The organism is Streptomyces sp. NPDC002889 (genome assembly GCF_042888425.1).
Lineage (GTDB): Bacteria > Actinomycetota > Actinomycetes > Streptomycetales > Streptomycetaceae > Streptomyces.
Genome location: NZ_JBIAPT010000013.1, coordinates 73,678 through 89,736 on the forward strand (window position 1 = coordinate 73,678; position 16,059 = coordinate 89,736).

General features: G+C 69.3%; 15 protein-coding genes. 8 read left to right on the top strand and 7 right to left on the bottom strand.

From position 1 onward, the window contains the following. Positions 1–114: 114 nt before the first annotated feature. A complete protein-coding gene (locus ACFYWI_RS20845; RefSeq protein WP_389234358.1) occupies positions 115–468 on the bottom strand; it encodes a DUF192 domain-containing protein in 354 nt (117 codons plus the stop codon). Positions 469–507: 39 nt separating this feature from the next. Between ACFYWI_RS20845 and ACFYWI_RS20850 the strand changes: the two genes are divergently transcribed. Continuing rightward, complete coding sequence (locus ACFYWI_RS20850; RefSeq protein ID WP_389234362.1) at positions 508–1,320, top strand: prepilin peptidase; 813 nt, start codon at positions 508–510, stop codon at positions 1,318–1,320. A 155-nt stretch (positions 1,321–1,475) separates the two neighbouring features. Continuing rightward, a complete protein-coding gene (locus ACFYWI_RS20855; protein WP_389234365.1) occupies positions 1,476–1,640 on the top strand; it encodes a hypothetical protein in 165 nt (54 codons plus the stop codon). Positions 1,641–2,844: 1,204 nt separating this feature from the next. Here the strand turns inward: ACFYWI_RS20855 and mgrA are convergent. Beyond that, entirely contained in the window at positions 2,845–3,882 is a 1,038-nt protein-coding gene (mgrA, locus tag ACFYWI_RS20860; protein ID WP_389234368.1) for an L-glyceraldehyde 3-phosphate reductase, read from the bottom strand. Positions 3,883–3,988: 106 nt separating this feature from the next. Between mgrA and ACFYWI_RS20865 the strand changes: the two genes are divergently transcribed. From ACFYWI_RS20865 to ACFYWI_RS20885, 5 genes are all read left to right on the top strand, one after another. Beyond that, complete coding sequence (locus ACFYWI_RS20865) at positions 3,989–4,750, top strand: isoprenyl transferase (RefSeq protein ID WP_389234371.1); 762 nt, start codon at positions 3,989–3,991, stop codon at positions 4,748–4,750. Positions 4,751–5,108: 358 nt separating this feature from the next. Next, on the top strand, positions 5,109–6,431 hold the full coding sequence (locus tag ACFYWI_RS20870; RefSeq protein WP_389234374.1) for a PhoH family protein: 1,323 nt from the start codon (positions 5,109–5,111) through the stop codon (positions 6,429–6,431). A gap of 420 nt (positions 6,432–6,851) precedes the next feature. Beyond that, positions 6,852–7,550 (top strand): transglycosylase SLT domain-containing protein, encoded by a 699-nt coding sequence (locus tag ACFYWI_RS20875; protein WP_389234377.1) that lies wholly within the window; start codon positions 6,852–6,854, stop codon positions 7,548–7,550. A 115-nt stretch (positions 7,551–7,665) separates the two neighbouring features. Further along, positions 7,666–8,997, top strand: coding sequence for an AI-2E family transporter (locus ACFYWI_RS20880; RefSeq protein ID WP_389234380.1), 1,332 nt, complete (start codon positions 7,666–7,668; stop codon positions 8,995–8,997). Next, positions 8,994–9,788: a hypothetical protein gene (locus ACFYWI_RS20885; RefSeq protein WP_389234383.1), complete on the top strand. Its 795-nt coding sequence runs from the start codon at positions 8,994–8,996 to the stop codon at positions 9,786–9,788. Before ACFYWI_RS20880 ends, ACFYWI_RS20885 begins: the two co-directional genes overlap by 4 nt. A 43-nt stretch (positions 9,789–9,831) precedes the next feature. Here ACFYWI_RS20885 and ACFYWI_RS20890 read toward each other — a convergent pair whose 3' ends face one another. Together ACFYWI_RS20890 and ACFYWI_RS20895 are read right to left on the bottom strand one after the other, a co-directional pair. Continuing rightward, positions 9,832–10,365 carry an alkyl hydroperoxide reductase gene (locus ACFYWI_RS20890; RefSeq protein ID WP_389234386.1) on the bottom strand — a complete coding sequence of 178 codons (534 nt, stop codon included), beginning with the start codon at positions 10,363–10,365 and terminating at the stop codon, positions 9,832–9,834. Between the two features lie 6 nt (positions 10,366–10,371). Next, on the bottom strand, positions 10,372–10,926 hold the full coding sequence (locus ACFYWI_RS20895) for a peroxiredoxin (RefSeq protein ID WP_389234389.1): 555 nt from the start codon (positions 10,924–10,926) through the stop codon (positions 10,372–10,374). A 131-nt stretch (positions 10,927–11,057) separates the two neighbouring features. Between ACFYWI_RS20895 and ACFYWI_RS20900 the strand changes: the two genes are divergently transcribed. After that, a complete protein-coding gene (locus ACFYWI_RS20900) occupies positions 11,058–12,071 on the top strand; it encodes a hydrogen peroxide-inducible genes activator (RefSeq protein WP_389234392.1) in 1,014 nt (337 codons plus the stop codon). 142 nt (positions 12,072–12,213) lie between these two features. Here the strand turns inward: ACFYWI_RS20900 and ACFYWI_RS20905 are convergent, their stop codons facing one another. The 3 genes from ACFYWI_RS20905 to ACFYWI_RS20915 are packed head-to-tail and all read right to left on the bottom strand — an operon-like array spanning position 12,214 to position 15,751. Further along, positions 12,214–14,547, bottom strand: coding sequence for an FtsX-like permease family protein (locus tag ACFYWI_RS20905; RefSeq protein WP_389234395.1), 2,334 nt, complete (start codon positions 14,545–14,547; stop codon positions 12,214–12,216). Next, positions 14,544–15,230 (bottom strand): ABC transporter ATP-binding protein, encoded by a 687-nt coding sequence (locus tag ACFYWI_RS20910; RefSeq protein WP_389234398.1) that lies wholly within the window; start codon positions 15,228–15,230, stop codon positions 14,544–14,546. Before ACFYWI_RS20910 ends, ACFYWI_RS20905 begins: the two co-directional genes overlap by 4 nt. After that, a complete protein-coding gene (locus tag ACFYWI_RS20915) occupies positions 15,227–15,751 on the bottom strand; it encodes a PadR family transcriptional regulator (protein WP_389234401.1) in 525 nt (174 codons plus the stop codon). The genes ACFYWI_RS20910 and ACFYWI_RS20915 overlap by 4 nt, the downstream gene beginning before the upstream one ends. Positions 15,752–16,059 lie beyond the last annotated feature (308 nt).

A 16,059-nucleotide genomic window follows, 5' to 3' on the forward strand; every position in this document is an offset into this window, starting at 1 on the left:
GACCGGCCCCGCGTCACACCCACGGACCTGGCCACCTGGAGCGCCGAGCGCCCCACGCCCAACCCCCGCCCACATTCTGGGCCCGTCTCCGCCCGTGACCCCCGGACCGCAGCCCTAAGCCTCGATCGCGACCTGTATCCCCGGACGCAGCCCCCATCGCGCCATCGTGCCCGCCTCCGACTCCAGGACGTGGCGCGCGCGGAGGCGGATCATGCCGAGCCGGTCGGGTTTCATCGTGTGGACGGCCAGGACGCGCAGTTGTCTGTCCAGGTACGCCACGTCGATGGGGAAGCGCATCCGGAAGGTGTGCACGCCGTTGCACGGGGTCAGCATGACCGCGCCCTCGATGCCGTCACGGCCCAGCAGGCCACGGGTGCGCGCCCGGTACGAGGCGGCGATCAGAAGATCGACCGGCCCCTCGTGCCCGGGAATCGTCAACGCGCCTTTGCCGTCACGCCACATGCCCATGAGGTCGACCGTAGCGAAAGGGCGCTTAGGGTCATGGGCGTGGACGTGACACTGATCGCCGTAGCCGCCGCATGGGGTGCCGTCGCCGGGGTGTTTGTGCCGCGTGCCGCATACCGGCTGGCGGTCGAGCCGGGGGAGGCGTGGCGGGACGCGTGTCCTGCCGGGCATCCGATCACCGGGGCGGCGGGTGGCTGGCTCGGCATTGCCCGGTGTGCGCGCTGCGTGGCGGCGGTGCCTGCACCGATGCCCGCACCGGCGCTCGACCTGGCCGCCGACGAGGAGGTCCGGCCGACGGCCCCAGCAACCGTTCCGTACCGGACCTCCACCTCTGTCTCCCTCGTCACCGCCCTCGTCTGTGCCGCGCTCGCCGCAGCCACCGGGCCGCGGCCGGAGCTCGTCGTGTGGCTGCTGCTCGCCCCCGTTGCCGTACTGCTCGCACTCGTCGACCGCACCGTCCAGCGGCTGCCCGATCAGCTGACACTCCCGCTCGCCGCCGGGGCAGCCGCGCTGCTCGGCCTTGCCGAGCTGCTGCCGGGCGACGGCGGCTCCTGGCTCACCGCACTGCTCGGCGGACTCGCTCTCGGCGCCGGCTACTTGGTGCTGTTCCTGATCCATCCGGGCGGCATGGGCTTCGGCGACGTCAAACTGGCCCTGTCCCTCGGCACCGCCCTCGGCTGGTACGGCTGGCCGGTCCTGCTGGTCGGCGCGTTCGGTGGTTTTCTGCTCGGGTCGCTCTATGGCCTCGGTCTGATCGCCCTGCGCCGCGCCGGCCGCAAGACCGCCATCCCCTTCGGCCCGTTCATGATCGCGGGAGCGCTGATCGGCCTGCTCCTCGGAGCGCCTCCTGCCTGACCGGGACACGTAAATCCGCGCGAAGGAACGGCACTTGCCCTGGATAATCGCTGCCATGCGGCCTGCTGGGACGACACCGGTCAACGAGTTCTTCCTTGACCTCGACCGTCGCTTCGCCATCGCGCTCCGCGCCATCGACGGCACCCAGTCCACTGTTGGGTGACACCTTCGTCGTTACCAAGGGTGTCGAGCACAGGCCGTCCTCGCCCGGCGGGTCCATCCGCATCTTCGAGCCGTCCGGTACGCAGTCGACGGGCGACCGGCACGACGGCGACATCCCCGACCATGTCGACAGCACGACGGGACACCTTCTGGCATGACCAGCATCCACCGGCCCACCTTCGACCAACTTGTCGCCGAGGCGAACGCCGACGGACGAGGGGGCTGGGAGGACGACTATCGCCTGGTGGCCATCAGCCCACTGGCTGTTGCCTGTTATGCCCACGACGCGGGATTCCCGATCGAGGTCGAGTCCGAGTACCTGATCCAAGCATCTCCTGGAGCGTTCCTGGGTGGGGGAGTTCGACACCTGAGGCCGGGAAGCTGGGTACCCCCGCTGTCATGGAATGCCGCAGATCAATCGGTGTGGGCGTCTTCTTCGGCGCCAGAGCCTTCCGGACGCCCCGCGACGAACGATCCCCATGCCGGGAGTCGTCGTGATCAGCCCTTCTTCCCGAAGGGCCGCGGTGGCCTTCCGGACGGTCATGCGCGCAACTCCTTACTCCTGCTCCAACTGCACTTCGGAGATCAGGTGTCGCGGCGGGTACTCGCCGGTCGCGATCCGCTCCCGGATGGCGTCGGCGATCTGCGCCCACTTGGGTTCGGGTGGGGGCAAACTCGATCACGCTCAGGACTGTACGTAGCGACACCCGCGCCCCGAGCTCCGGGCGGGCGGTGCGGCTGCCCGCAGCCCCGGACGCTGGGAGGCCGCACCCCGCTGTGTACGCGCACGACGCACCGCGTCATGCGGCAGCATTGCGCGATCTGGACGGCCTGTTGGGAGTTGCGGCCGAAACCGGCGAGCCGACCTGCTTCGGAGTTGCCGAAGGTCATGGGATCGCGGTCCCCGACATCGTCGACGGGCTCGGGCCCGATCTCACCGACCTGCCGTGCCCATGGGCCCGGCCGGACCGCCTCCCGCATCCTTCGCCCCTGGCAAGCGACCATCACGAAGGGGCGAGGTCAGGAGCTGATACAGCTCGGTTTCTGCCCGCATCCGGTCGCCGGGGAGTACAACTTCGTACAACATTGTATGAAAGTCGATGATCTGACTGCTTGTCGCGCGGCGGCGTCAATGCGGCGCCTGTGGCCGGGGGTCCCCCGTGGGAGGTACGCATCCGGCCCGTGTGTGCTGCCGCACGGCCCGATTACCGGGGCGGGCCCGTCGTCCGCCGCATTCGGAGCGTAGTTATGGCATGGCGTGGCACCCAGCAGCACTTACGAAGGGTTATGGTGGAAACCCCCCCTCGGGCCGGTCCGTATCCCCCCCCACGGACCGGCCCGTTTTTTGTTCCCGCTGCCGGCCTAGCTCCGCGCGGCCCAGATGTTGGTGCCCGCGGTGTCCACGGCGAAGGTGTCGATCTCCTTCAACTCCGCGTCGCTCAGCGGCGGTCCGGCCAGCGCCGCGACGTTCTCCTCCAGCTGCAGCACGCTGGACGCGCCGATCAGCGCGGACGTCATCCGCGGATCGCGCAGTACCCACGCGAGCGCCAGCTGGGCGAGCGACTGGCCGCGCTGGGCCGCGATGTTGTTCAGCCCGTTCAGCCGTCGTACGACATCGCCGGACAGCAGATCCGGGTCGAGGGACTTGCTCTGCGTGGCGCGCGAGCCCTCCGGGATGCCCTTGAGGTACTTGCCGGTGAGCAGGCCCTGCGCGAGCGGTACGAAGGAGATGCAGCCCATGCCGACGCTCTCCAGCGCGTCGAGCAGCCCGTCGCTCTCGATCCAGCGGTTGATCATCGAGTACGACGGCTGGCTGATGAGGGGGCGGACGCCCATCTCCGTGAGCAGCCGGGCCGCCTCGGCGGTCTGCTCCGCGTTGTACGACGAGATACCCACGTACAGCGCCTTGCCCTGCTGCACGGCGGATGCGAGCGCCCCCATCGTCTCCTCGAGCGGAGTGTGCGCGTCGAAGCGGTGCGAGTAGAAGATGTCGACGTAGTCGAGTCCCGTACGGCTCAGGGACGCGTCGAGCGACGACAGCAGGTACTTCCGCGAACCCCATTCGCCGTACGGGCCGGGGTGCATGAAATAGCCCGCTTTAGTGGAAATGATCAGTTCATCACGATATGGCGTAAAGTCCTGTGCAAAGATCTTGCCGAAATTGAGCTCGGCGGACCCGGGCGGCGGCCCGTAGTTGTTCGCCAGGTCGAAGTGCGTCACGCCCAGATCGAAGGCGCGGCGCAGGATCGCACGCTGCGATTCGAGGGCGCGGTCGTCGCCGAAGTTGTGCCAGAGGCCGAGCGAAACGGCGGGCAGCTTGAGACCGGAGCGTCCGCTGCGGCGGTACTCCATGGACTCGTAGCGGTCCGCGTCTGCCCGGTAGAGGGAGGATTCAGTCACCTTCTCTGCTTATCACGGACTTGTGACAGACCGGGTTGGGCCGCTGTGCCGGGCGCGCAGTAATGTGGCGCTCTCGGGGACGGCCGGCTGGAGGGGTGTAAGAACAGTGAACCTGCGCGACCTGGTGTACGGGCTCTACGCACGCCGGGTGGAGGGCCGCCTCGACCACGCCCAGGTGCCGAAGCACATCGGCGTCATCCTCGACGGCAACCGGCGCTGGGCGAAGGCGTCCGGCGGCACGGCCGCACAGGGCCACCAGGCCGGGGCCGACAAGATCTCCGAGCTGCTCGGCTGGTGCGCCGAGACGGACGTCGAGGTCGTCACGCTCTGGCTGCTGTCCACGGACAATTTCGACCGTCCCGAGGAAGAGCTCACCCCCCTCCTGCGCATCATCGAGAACACCGTGCGCAACCTGGCCGCCGACGGCCGCTGGCGCGTGCACCACGTGGGCACGCTGGATCTGCTGCCCGCCCACACCCAGTCCGTACTGAAGGAAGCCGAAGAGACGACCGACGGCAACGACGGCATACTCGTCAACGTCGCAGTGGGCTACGGCGGCCGTCAGGAGATCGCGGACGCCGTCCGCTCCCTCCTCCTCGAGCACGCCCAGAAGGGCACCAGTTTCGAGGAGCTCGCCGAGATCGTCGACGTCGAACACATCTCCGAGCACCTCTACACCCGCGGCCAGCCCGACCCCGACCTCGTCATCCGCACCAGCGGCGAGCAGCGGCTGTCCGGATTCATGCTCTGGCAGAGCGCGCACTCCGAGTACTACTTCTGTGAAGTCTTCTGGCCCGCGTTCCGCAAGGTCGACTTCCTGCGGGCGCTGCGCGACTATGCCGCGCGGGGCCGCCGCTACGGCTCCTGACGCTCCCACCTCGTCTCTTTCACCGCGCTCCACCGGCCTCCACCGCAGCGCGAGACACCTTTCGTTCACCCGTGCGCCGTCATATGCCATGGCATGGCCGCACTTGTTCGAGGGAATACCCCTTGCAGTACGACGTCCGATCCACGAACGTCGTATCTCAGTGAGCGGCCGATACCGCTCGCCCGGGAGGCCCTTTGCATACGAAGGACTGCACCCCAGGTGCGGACCACGCGGAGGGCCGGCGCTCGGCCCGCGCATCGTGGCCTGAGCCCGGCCCGTCGCACGCTTCTGCGGTGCGGCACATGGCCCGCGATGACGCCGTCGCACCCCGACCTCGTCCGAGGGGGTACGTCCTTCCGTGGTGAACAGCTCAAAGCGCCGCATGCCTGACCGGCGCACCTATGTTCTCGACACCAGCGTCCTGCTGGCCGATCCGAAGGCCCTGAGCCGCTTCGACGAGCACGAGGTCGTGCTCCCGATCGTGGTGATCACGGAGCTGGAGGCCAAGAGGCACCATCCGGAGCTCGGCTACTTCGCCCGGCAGGCGCTGCGCCTGCTGGACGACTTCCGAATCCGTTACGGCCGCCTCGACGCACCCATCCCCATGGGCGACCTCGGCGGCACGCTGCGTGTGGAGCTCAACCACTCCGATCCCGGCGTTCTTCCGGCCGGCTTCAGGCTGGGGGACAACGACTCACGGATTCTGGCGGTCGCGCGCAATCTGCAGGCCGAGGGGTACGACGTCACTGTCGTCTCCAAGGACCTGCCCCTGCGTATCAAGGCGTCCTCGGTCGGTCTGCTGGCCGAGGAGTACCGCGCGGAGCTCGCCATCACCGACGCCGGCTGGACCGGCATGGCCGATCTGCCGCTCTCCGCGGAACAGGTGGACCTTCTCTACAGCGAGGAGACGCTGTACGTCCCCGAGGCCGCCGACCTTCCCGTGCACACCGGTCTCGTCCTGCAGTCCGAGCGCGGCAAGGCGCTCGGCCGGATCACGGCCGAGGGCAATGTGCGGCTGGTGCGCGGGGACCGCGAGGCGTTCGGTATCCACGGCCGCAGCGCCGAGCAGCGCATCGCGCTGGATCTGCTGCTGGACCAGGACGTCGGCATCGTCTCGCTGGGCGGCAGGGCCGGCACCGGCAAGTCGGCGCTGGCGCTGTGCGCCGGTCTCGAAGCGGTCCTGGAGCGAAGGCAGCATCAGAAGGTGATGGTCTTCCGTCCGCTGTACGCGGTCGGCGGGCAGGAGCTCGGCTATCTGCCGGGCTCCGAGGCCGAGAAGATGAGCCCCTGGGCGCAGGCGGTCTTCGACACGCTGTCCGCGGTGGCGGGCCGTGAGGTGATCGAGGAGGTGCTGGGGCGCGGCATGCTCGAGGTGCTGCCGCTCACCCACATCCGCGGCCGCTCGCTGCACGATGCGTTCGTCATCGTCGACGAGGCCCAGTCCCTGGAACGGAACGTGCTGCTGACCGTTCTGTCCCGTATCGGGGCCAATTCCCGTGTCATCCTCACCCACGATGTGGCGCAGCGCGACAATCTGCGGGTCGGGCGGTACGACGGAGTCGTCGCCGTGGTCGAGAAGTTGAAGGGGCATCCGCTCTTCGCCCATGTCACCCTCACCCGCTCCGAGCGCTCGCAGATCGCGGCACTGGTGACCGAAATGCTGGAGGAGGGGCACATTTAGCCGGAAAGATTCTCAAGGTCTCTTCCGGCAAAAGGGGCAAGTCAGTTGGCGCCGCCCGGCGAAGCGCAAGAGCGTAGCCGGGCGGCGCCGCGCTGTCCGCCTCTTCTCGTAAAACCCCAGGGGTAAACGGGGTGTGAGCTTTCACACGCAACGAAGAATTGCCTTGCGGTGTCGCCTTCCGGCAGAGTCTTGCTTCCGTCAGGCCCCGCATGTGGCACACCCGCACCTCCAGAGGTGCACAGCACCACACAACTCAAGACTTGCCGTCACATGCCGCCCGCGAGTACCACGTGGCACTCCCGCAAGGGAGTTGCCCACCGGGCCCGCGCCTCCCGTGACCTAAGCAATGGGGAGGCCAGTGTCAGGGGCACGATTGCGCTCGCGAGGTCACCTGTGCGGGCGTTGCTGGAAGGAAACCGTGTGAGCCGGATCTCGGTCCGGGGATTCGCGGTGGCGTCAGCCACTGCGGTCACCACCGTCGGCGCCGTCGTGGGCGTTGCGTCGGGCAGCACTCCGCCCTCGGGGGACAACCTCGAGGCGTCTGCCGCCGATGCCACGCTCCTCGCAGACATCCCCATGGGCGAGCAGGCCCAGGTGCAGGTGTCGTCCCTGACGCAGCAGGCCGAAGCACAGGCCGCTGCCGCGGACGCCGCTGCGAAGAAGTCTGCCGAGGAGTCGGCCCGCCTCCAGGCTGCCAAGACCGCCCAGGCGAAGAAGGAAGCCGCCGAGGACAAGGCGGAGCGCGAGCGCGAGCGCGAGGCGGCGGAGGCACGTGCCAACCGCGACGAGGTGCGCAGCGCTTCGAGCTTCTCCGCGAAGAGCTCCTACACGGTCGCCGAGGTCCAGGCGATCGCCCGGCAGATGGTCCCTGCCGACCAGTTCCAGTGCTTCAGCAACATCGTGAACCACGAGTCGACCTGGAACTACCAAGCGCAGAACCCCTCGTCGGGTGCGTACGGTCTCGTCCAGGCGCTGCCGGGTTCCAAGATGGCCTCCGCCGGCGCCGACTGGCAGACCAACCCGGCCACCCAGATCAAGTGGGGCCTGAACTACATGGACAGCCGTTACGGCAGCCCCTGTGGCGCGTGGTCGTTCTGGCAGGCCAACCACTGGTACTAGAGGCCGCAGGCGCTCAACTTTTCGGAGCCCCTCACCGTCCTACGGTGAGGGGCTCCGTACGTGTACGGTCAGTCGGAAACTCCCGGGGGGAGTGGTGGGGGGAAGAGGGAGCATCATGTCGAAGGTTCCAGGCTGGCTCGGCCGGGTGGGCGCCGGGCTGACCGGGATGGCCGAGCGATGGGACGAGCGCCGCAAGGAAGCCGAGAAGGACGACCTTCCGGAGGCCGCACCGCCGGCCCCGGACAGCGTGCCGCCGCCGCCCGCGTACGCGCCGGCCGTCGCGGCCCGGCCCGACCCTGTCGCCGCGATCCCGTGGGGGATGCGGGTCGCGGCCGAGGCCGGCTGGCGCCTGCTCGTACTGGCGGGCACGCTCTGGGTGTTGATGAAGGCGATCAGCGCCGTACAACTCGTGGTGCTCGCTTTTGTCGCTGCTCTGCTGGTGACCGCGATGCTCCAGCCCACCGTCGCCCGGCTCAGGAGGCTCGGCCTGCCGCGCGGGCTCGCCACCGCCGTCACGGCGATCGCAGGCTTTGTCGTCATGGGCCTGGTCGGCTGGTTTGTGGTCTGGCAGGTCTTGGACAACCTCGACAATCTCTCCGACCGGGTCAGGGACGGCATCGAGGAGCTCAAGCGCTGGTTGCTCGACAGTCCGTTCCATGTGACCGAGAGCCAGATCAACGACATCGCCAAGAACCTCAGTGACACGATCGGCACCAACACCCAGGAGATCACCTCCGCCGGTCTGCAGGGCGTGACCGTGATGGTCGAGATCCTCACCGGCATACTGCTCGCGATGTTCTCCACGCTCTTCCTGCTGTACGACGGGAAGCGCATCTGGCAGTGGGTTCTCAGGCTCGTCCCGGCGCAGGCCCGTGGGGGAGTCGCCGGTGCGGGACCGCGCGCCTGGAGGACGCTGACCGCGTATGTGCGTGGCACGGTGCTCGTGGCCCTGATCGACGCGATCTTCATCGGCCTCGGGCTCTGGATCCTCGACGTCCCGCTGGCCGTACCGCTCGCGGTGTTCATCTTCCTGTTCGCGTTCATCCCCCTCGTCGGCGCAGTGATCTCCGGTGCGCTCGCGGTCGTCGTGGGCCTGGTGACCCAGGGCGTGTTCACCGCGCTGATGGTGCTGCTCGTCGTGCTCGCCGTACAGCAGATCGAGGGCCATGTGCTGCAGCCGTTCATCCTGGGCCGCGCGGTCCGGGTGCATCCGCTGGCCGTGGTGCTCGCCGTCGCGGCGGGCGGTCTGACCGCGGGGATCGGCGGCGCGGTGGTGGCGGTACCGCTGGTGGCCGTGACCAACACGGTCGTCGGCTATCTGCGCGCGTACGGCAGGGAACAGGCGCTGCGTTACGCGCCGGGGCCGCACGGGGCGACGGCGTCCGACGCCGCGCCCGCATCAGGGCCGACGCCGGACGCCGGCCCGAAGACGGAGGAGCAGGAGTGATATCCGAACCGGAGCTGGTGGGCGAGGAGCCGTTCGGGGCCCCGGAGGTTCTCGGCCCGCGGCCCGCCGGTTCGGCGGGTGCCGGGGCCGGTGGCGCCGAGACGGTGGGGGACGGCGACGCCGGCCAGGGCGGGGGCCCGGGAGGGCGGCGGCTGCCGCGCCAGGCATGGCTGTGGGCGCTCGGCGGCGCGGTCGTCGCCTCGGCGGTGTGGGCCGGCGGGGTGTACGCGTACGGGCCGAAGGACCCGGACCTGGGCGGATACCGGGCAGCCAAGAACCTGTGCAAGTCGGCGAAGCTGAAGGCCCTGACGAGCGAGATCGGCGCCATGAACGCACCGGCCTCGCACGTTTCACGGAGGCATGTGGCCATGGACATGGCCTCCTGCTCGGCGGACCTGGGAGAGCCTCCGGGGGGATCCGAGGAACCCGTGGAGGTGGACGGGGAGTACGAGTTCCAAGGCCAGCCCTCGTACGTCGAGATCAGCTATGTGCTGCACAAGAGGACGGACCCGGGGCCGGAGTTCGAAGCCACGGCCGTCGCGGAAGCTTCCCTGCCGGACTCCGAGATCACGAAGAAGCGCGTGAACGGCCTGGGCGAGCAGGCCTACTTCGTCGGGCTGAAGGACGACGTCGGACCGCCGAGGCTGTTTGTGCTGGACGGCCAGGCGGTGTTCACGCTGGGCGTGAGCGGCGGCTACTCCGACGACGGCGAGAAGCTCACCGATCTGTCGGGGGCGGAGGCTCTGATGATCAGCGACATGCGGGCGCTGATGGCCGAGCTCAAGAAGTGACGAAGTGCCCCCGCCGGATCGGCGGGGGCACTTCGTATGCGTACTACTGGGCCAGGACGGCTTCCGCGTCCAGCGTCGTCCCCACGGCCTGGATCACCGAGGCGATCTTGATCGCCTCCTGGATCGTCTCGCGGTCCACACCGGCCTTGCGCAGCACCTGCTCGTGCGAGTCGAGGCACTGGCCGCAGCCGTTGATGGCGGAGACGGCGAGCGACCACAGCTCGAAGTCGACCTTCTCCACGCCCGGGTTGCCGATGACGTTCATCCGCAGACCGGCGCGCAGCGTTCCGTACTCCGGGTCCGACAGCAGGTGCCGGGTCCGGTAGAAGACGTTGTTCATCGCCATGATCGCGGCGGCGGACTTGGCGGCGGTGTACGCCTCCGGCTTCAGGTTGGCCTTGGCCTCCGGCTCCAGCTCCTTCAGCACCTTCGGCGAGCGCGAGGCGATCGCGCAGGCCAGGACGGTGCCCCACAGCTGCTGCTGCGGAAGGTCGCTGTTGCCGATGACCGAGCCGAGGTTCAGCTTCAGGTCCTTGGCGAAGTCCGGGACGGCGGACTTCAGTTCATCGAGAGCCATGCCGGATCACTCGCCCGACAGCAGCGAGACCGGGTCAAGGGTGTTCTCGCCCTTGTTCCAGTTGCACGGGCACAGCTCGTCGGTCTGCAGGGCGTCCAGCACCCGCAGGACCTCCTTGGGGTTACGGCCGACGGAGCCGGCGGTAACCATCGTGAACTGGATCTCGTTGTTCGGGTCGACGATGAAGACGGCGCGCTGCGCGAAGCCGTCCTCGCCCTCGATGCCGAGGTCGCGCATCAGCTCGTGCTTGGAGTCGGCCATCATCGGGAAGGGCAGGTCACGCAGGTCGGCGTGGTCCTTGCGCCAGGCGTGGTGGACGAACTCGGAATCGCCGGAGAAGCCGAGGATCTGGGCGTCACGGTCGGCGAACTCGTCGTTCAGCTTGCCGAACGCGGCGATCTCGGTCGGGCAGACGAAGGTGAAGTCCTTGGGCCACGCGAAGACGACCTTCCACTTGCCCTCGTAGGACTTGTGGTTGATCTCCTCGAACTCCTTGCCGCTCTCCAGCGAGACGCAGGCAGTCAGTTCGAACGTGGGGAACTGGTCACCGACAGTGAGCACGCGCTCTCCTTGCAGACAGGAAGTTCCCTTGTGGGGACCTTCCAGGGGTTGGACGGATCTTGATAGTGGCACAGGGTGCATTGATCGCGGAAATAGCTAGACTCGGTCATCGTGATCGGAGGTACCTATCAGTGTCGGTAGGCAATGTCGTCAATGCCGGAAATAAGGGGCTCGGGCGGGGTAAGCAGCCCAGCCTCGCGCAGCTGCGCGCCTTCGCCGCGGTGGCGGAGCATCTGCACTTCCGGGACGCGGCGGCGGCAATCGGGATGAGCCAGCCGGCACTCTCCGGAGCCGTGTCCGCGCTGGAGGAGGCACTCGGTGTCCAGCTCCTGGAGCGTACGACCCGCAAAGTGCTGCTCTCCTCGGCCGGTGAGCGGCTCGCGGTACGCGCCAAGGCGGTGCTGGACGCGGTCGGCGAGCTGCTGGAGGAGGCCGAGGCGGTGCGGGCGCCGTTCACCGGCGTCCTGCGGCTCGGCGTGATCCCTACGGTCGCGCCCTATCTGCTGCCGACCGTGCTGCGGCTGGTCCATGAGCGCTACCCGGAGCTGGATCTCCAGGTCCACGAGGAGCAGACGTCCTCCCTGCTCGAGGGACTGGCCGGCGGGCGGCTCGACCTGCTGCTGCTCGCGGTGCCTCTCGGGGTCCCCGGTGTGACGGAGCTGCCGCTCTTCGACGAGGACTTCGTGCTGGTCACGCCCGAGGAGCACTGGCTGGGCGGCCGCCAGGACATTCCGCGCGAGGCCCTGCGGGAGCTGCATCTGCTCCTGCTGGACGAGGGGCACTGTCTGCGCGACCAGGCCCTCGACATCTGCCGCGAGGCGGGCCGCACGGAGGGCACCCCCGTCACCACGACGGCGGCGGGTCTGTCCACGCTGGTCCAGCTGGTGGCCGGCGGCATCGGCGTGACGCTGCTGCCGCGTACCGCGGTCGACGTGGAGACGGGCCGCGGCGGCCGCCTCCAGACCGGCTTCTTCGCGGACCCCGCCCCCGCACGCCGTATCGCCCTCGCGATGCGCACGGGAGCGGCGCGTCAGGACGAGTTCGAGGAGCTCGCCGGGGCGTTGCGCGAGGCACTGTCCTCACTCCCGGTCCGGGTGCTGCGACCGGAGTTCCGCGCGGCGCCGGGGACCGGCGCGAAACCGTAGGCAGCTCCGGTTCTCGGTCGACCGGCGTCGTATCCCCTCGCACGACAGTCCCGGTCCTTCCGCTCGGGGGAAGGACAGCGGCTGCCGGGCCCGCGCGGGCGGGGCTCCCGGGCCAAGCCCGCGCAGGCGAGGCGCCCGGCCGCTACTCCGTGCGCAGGCCGTCCGGGCGCATCAGACGGAGCAGGGGCGGGAGGCTGAGCAGCGTCACCAGAAGGACGACGCCGGCGCCGATGCCCGACATCGAGGCGACCGACGCCCAGTCGACCCTCACCGGGGCGTTCACCATCGTGAGCAGGATCGCGCCGAGGCCGAGGCCGGCCGCGGTCGCGAGGAGCAGACCGAGCGCGACGGGGACCGCGGTGTGCCAGAGCACCGACATGCTGAGCGTCGAGCGGCGGGTGCCGAAGGCGACCAGGGACGACAGCAGCTTCTTGCGCTCACGCAGCTGCTCCAGCTGGGAGACCAGCAGGCTCGCCCCGATCAGGACCAGCACACATGCGGCACCGACGAACAGCCCGGTACGGATCGACGTGAAGCGCTGCGCCTGCTCGGTCGCGTGGAGGTGGAACGGTGTCAGCGTCGGATCGGCCTTGAGGATCGCCGTACGGGCGTGCTCGATGGCGTCCGGAACCGCGCCGTCGAGCTGCACATAGATGCTGGCGAACCGGTACGAGCCGAGGCCCTTGGGCGCCGCGCCGTTGGTGGCGAGGATGCCGACGCGCTCTTCGCCCATCGGGGAGGGGCGGCTCTCGGCCTCCTTGGTGGACCGGGGAAGTGTCCAGGGGACGGCCCTCGGTCCGCCCTCCTCGCCGTAGACGTTGCCGGTGTACAGCTTCCGGCCGGGCTTGGCCACCACCTCGGTGGTGGCGTCATCGGGGCCTGGGCGCAGCAGGAAGGTGTCGCCGTCCTTGCAGGAGGGCAGCCGCGCCACCTCGCGCAGCGCGGCGCAGCTGCCGATGGTGAGGCCGGCCGTCTCCTGCGGGTCCTTCGGGGTGGTGGACACGTCGGTGGAGATGAGGGGGATCGACTTGGCGACGCCCGTGGCCGCGCCGATCTGCCCGGCGATCTCCTCGACGCGCAGCGCGGCGTCGCCGCCTGAGGGGACCATCGTGGAGATGGCGGCCCGCGAGGGGTCGTCACCGGTGCTCTTCGTGTACGCGCCCTCGACACCCGAGAACATCATCTGCAGGGCGATTGCGCCCGCGACCGCGACGGCGATGCCGTTGACCAGCCGGGCCGCGGCTCCGCTGTTCATCTGCAGCCGCCGGACGGCCAGTTGCCAGGAGACCGAGCCGCCACCCAGCCGGGAGACGACCGCTTCCACCAGCCAGGGCAGCAGCGCCGTGATCCCGATCAGCAGCAGGACGACACCGGCGATGACCAGCCACTGGTTGAACTCGCCGTTGTCGTTGCCCTGTCCGAGCATCGGGTAGAGCAGGCCGAGCCCGACCAGCGGCAGCATCAGCCGCCACCAGATGCGCCTGCGGGCGGGCTTGGCCGCACGGACCACTCCGAGAGGCTCGATGACGACCCCGCGCAGCGAGAACAGCGTCACGGTGACCGCGGCGGCCGGCACGGCGAGCGCGACGAGCGCCGCGAGCAACGGAGTGGGATCGAGGTCGCCGGGGAAGACGCTCAGCCGGTACAGATCGACTTCGGCCGCGGACCGACGGGCCACGAAGAAGAACCCGGCACCGAGGACCAGCCCGATCAGGGAGCCGGCGAGTGCCTCGCCCGCCGCGATCCTCCGCGCCATCCGCCCGTCGGCGCCGACCAGGCGCAGCGCCGCGAGACGGCGGTCGCGGCGCTCACCGCCGAAGCGGACGGCGGCGGCGATGAAGACGGCGACCGGCATCAGCAGGGCGACGAAGACCAGGACGACGAGGAGCGTGAGAACCGGGTCCAGGGGCTCCGGCTCCGCCGAGTTCTCGAATCCGGTGACCCGCGGGACCTTCCCGCCGAGCGGTTTCAGGGTGTCGCTGCCCGCGTAGTAGGCGAGTTCGCCGGGGCCGAGCAGCCCCTCGTCCCCGATGATCGCGGTGGTCTTCCCGTCGAGGCGCTCGCGCAGCAGCGTGCCGTCCTTGGACTTCAGCAGTCTGTCCAGGGCGGGCGAAACGGCCATCTCGCCGGGGGCGGGGAACGCGGTGAGGCCGGGTGGCACCGGCGCGTCCGGGCCTTCCGGTTTCAGCAGCCTGCCGTGGATCTCCTCGTCGTGGAAGCGGGTGTCCGCCTCGCCGATCAGCAGGGTGTCGCGGCCCGGCTGCTCGGCGGTGGGCGCGGTGTGCTCACTGCGGGCGTTCGCGCGCAGATCGCGGGTGCCCAGTGCGCTGGGGACGGCGGTGGTGACGAGCAGCAGCGCGACACCCAGGCCGACGCCGATACCGGTGAGCAGGGTGCGGGTCCAGCCCTCGCGGCCGCCGCTCATCGCGAACCGGGCGCCCATCAGCAGGTCCCTGGCCCAGGTCCGCGTGCTCATATGGCGCGCTCCATGTCCCGGGACCTGCCGTCACGTACGACGATCTCCCGGTCGGAGTACGCGGCGACGCGGGGCTCGTGCGTGACGAGGACGACGGCGGCGTTGGTGGACCGGGCGGCCTCGGTGAGCAGCTGCATCACGAGCTCGCCGTTGAGCGAGTCCAGGGCGCCGGTCGGCTCGTCCGCGAAGAGCACCCGCGGGCCGGTGACCAGCGAGCGGGCCACGGCGACGCGCTGGCCCTGGCCGCCGGAGACCTCCCCCGGGCGCTTGGCGCCGAGGTCGTCGACCTCCAGACGCTCCATCCATCGCAGGGCGGCGCGCTCCGCCTCCTTGCGCTTGACGCCGCTGAGCCGCAGTGGCAACGCCACGTTCTCGACGCAGGTCAGCTCCGGGACGAGCCGGCCGAACTGGAAGACGAAGCCGAACTCGCTGCGGCGCAGGGCGCTGCGCTCGGCGTCGTTCATCGCCGACAGCTCACGGCCGTCGTAGGTGATGCTGCCCGCGTCGGGGGTGACGATCCCGGCGAGGCAGTGCAGCAGTGTCGACTTCCCGGACCCGGAGGGGCCCATGACGGCGACGACCTCCCCCGGGTGGATGGAGAACTCGGCGCCGTCCAGGGCGTTGGTGGGCCCGTAGGTCTTGCGCACATCGGTGGCGGCGAGCAGGGAACCGGCGGGAGTCATCCGCGGACCTCCTTGGCGAGCTGGTCGAGCCGCGCGGCAGTCAGTTCCAGCCAGCGCAGATCCGCTTCGAGATGGAAGAGGGCGTGGTCGCAGATGAGCTGGTCCGCGAGGTCGCCGCGGCGCTTGCGGTCGGTGAGGATCCGCATCAGCCGCAGATGCTCGGAGCGCTGCGCATCGAGGATCTCGGCGGCGCCGCGGCCGGTGAGCAGAGCGAGGACGACCTTGGTGTAGAGGGTCGACTGGAGGTACGGCTCCGGCTTCTCCGGCTGCGCCAGCCACTGCTGGACATCGGTGATCCCGGCGTCGGTGATGGCGTACCGCTTGCGCTCGGGGCCGCCGCCGGCCTCCACGCCGTCGACCTCGACGAGGCCGTTCTTCAGCAGTCGGGACATCGTCGAGTAGACCTGCCCGTAGTGCAGGGGCCGGTCGTGACCGAACTTCTCGTCGAAGGCGCGCTTGAGGTCGTAACCATGGCGGGGGCCGGACTCGAGGAGCCCGAGGAGTGTGTGACCGATGGACATGGCGGTCACTGTACACGCGGTGTATACATCGTGTGTATACCTGGGGTGAATAGCTGTCTTTCGGCCACGCGGTGGCCCGGACGGCCTGTCGGCCCGGAGAGGCTGTACCCGGCGAAGTGGTAACACTTCCCTGCTTGTCGCAACCCTGCGCCCCTCTCGTGAGTCGGTTCCTTCAGACGGGGTGCTGATTGTCACGTCCGGAAAAGGACGGATCAAGGGCGCTTTGTCTGCGTAACCGGTGTTAACTTTCGGAGCTGTTTCGGGCTGGTTCCGGGCAGTGGGAAAAGACCGGCGAGCCACAAGAGACG

Coding starts and splice junctions, on each gene's coding strand:
- ACFYWI_RS20890 (WP_389234386.1), bottom strand. CDS start 10,365: ATGGCTCTCGATGAACTGAAGTCCGCCGTCCCGGACTTCGCCAAGGAC.
- ACFYWI_RS20905 (WP_389234395.1), bottom strand. CDS start 14,547: ATGAGCACGCGGACCTGGGCCAGGGACCTGCTGATGGGCGCCCGGTTC.
- ACFYWI_RS20910 (WP_389234398.1), bottom strand. CDS start 15,230: ATGACTCCCGCCGGTTCCCTGCTCGCCGCCACCGATGTGCGCAAGACC.
- ACFYWI_RS20915 (WP_389234401.1), bottom strand. CDS start 15,751: ATGTCCATCGGTCACACACTCCTCGGGCTCCTCGAGTCCGGCCCCCGC.
- ACFYWI_RS20880 (WP_389234380.1), top strand. CDS start 7,666: ATGTCGAAGGTTCCAGGCTGGCTCGGCCGGGTGGGCGCCGGGCTGACC.
- ACFYWI_RS20845 (WP_389234358.1), bottom strand. CDS start 468: ATGGGCATGTGGCGTGACGGCAAAGGCGCGTTGACGATTCCCGGGCAC.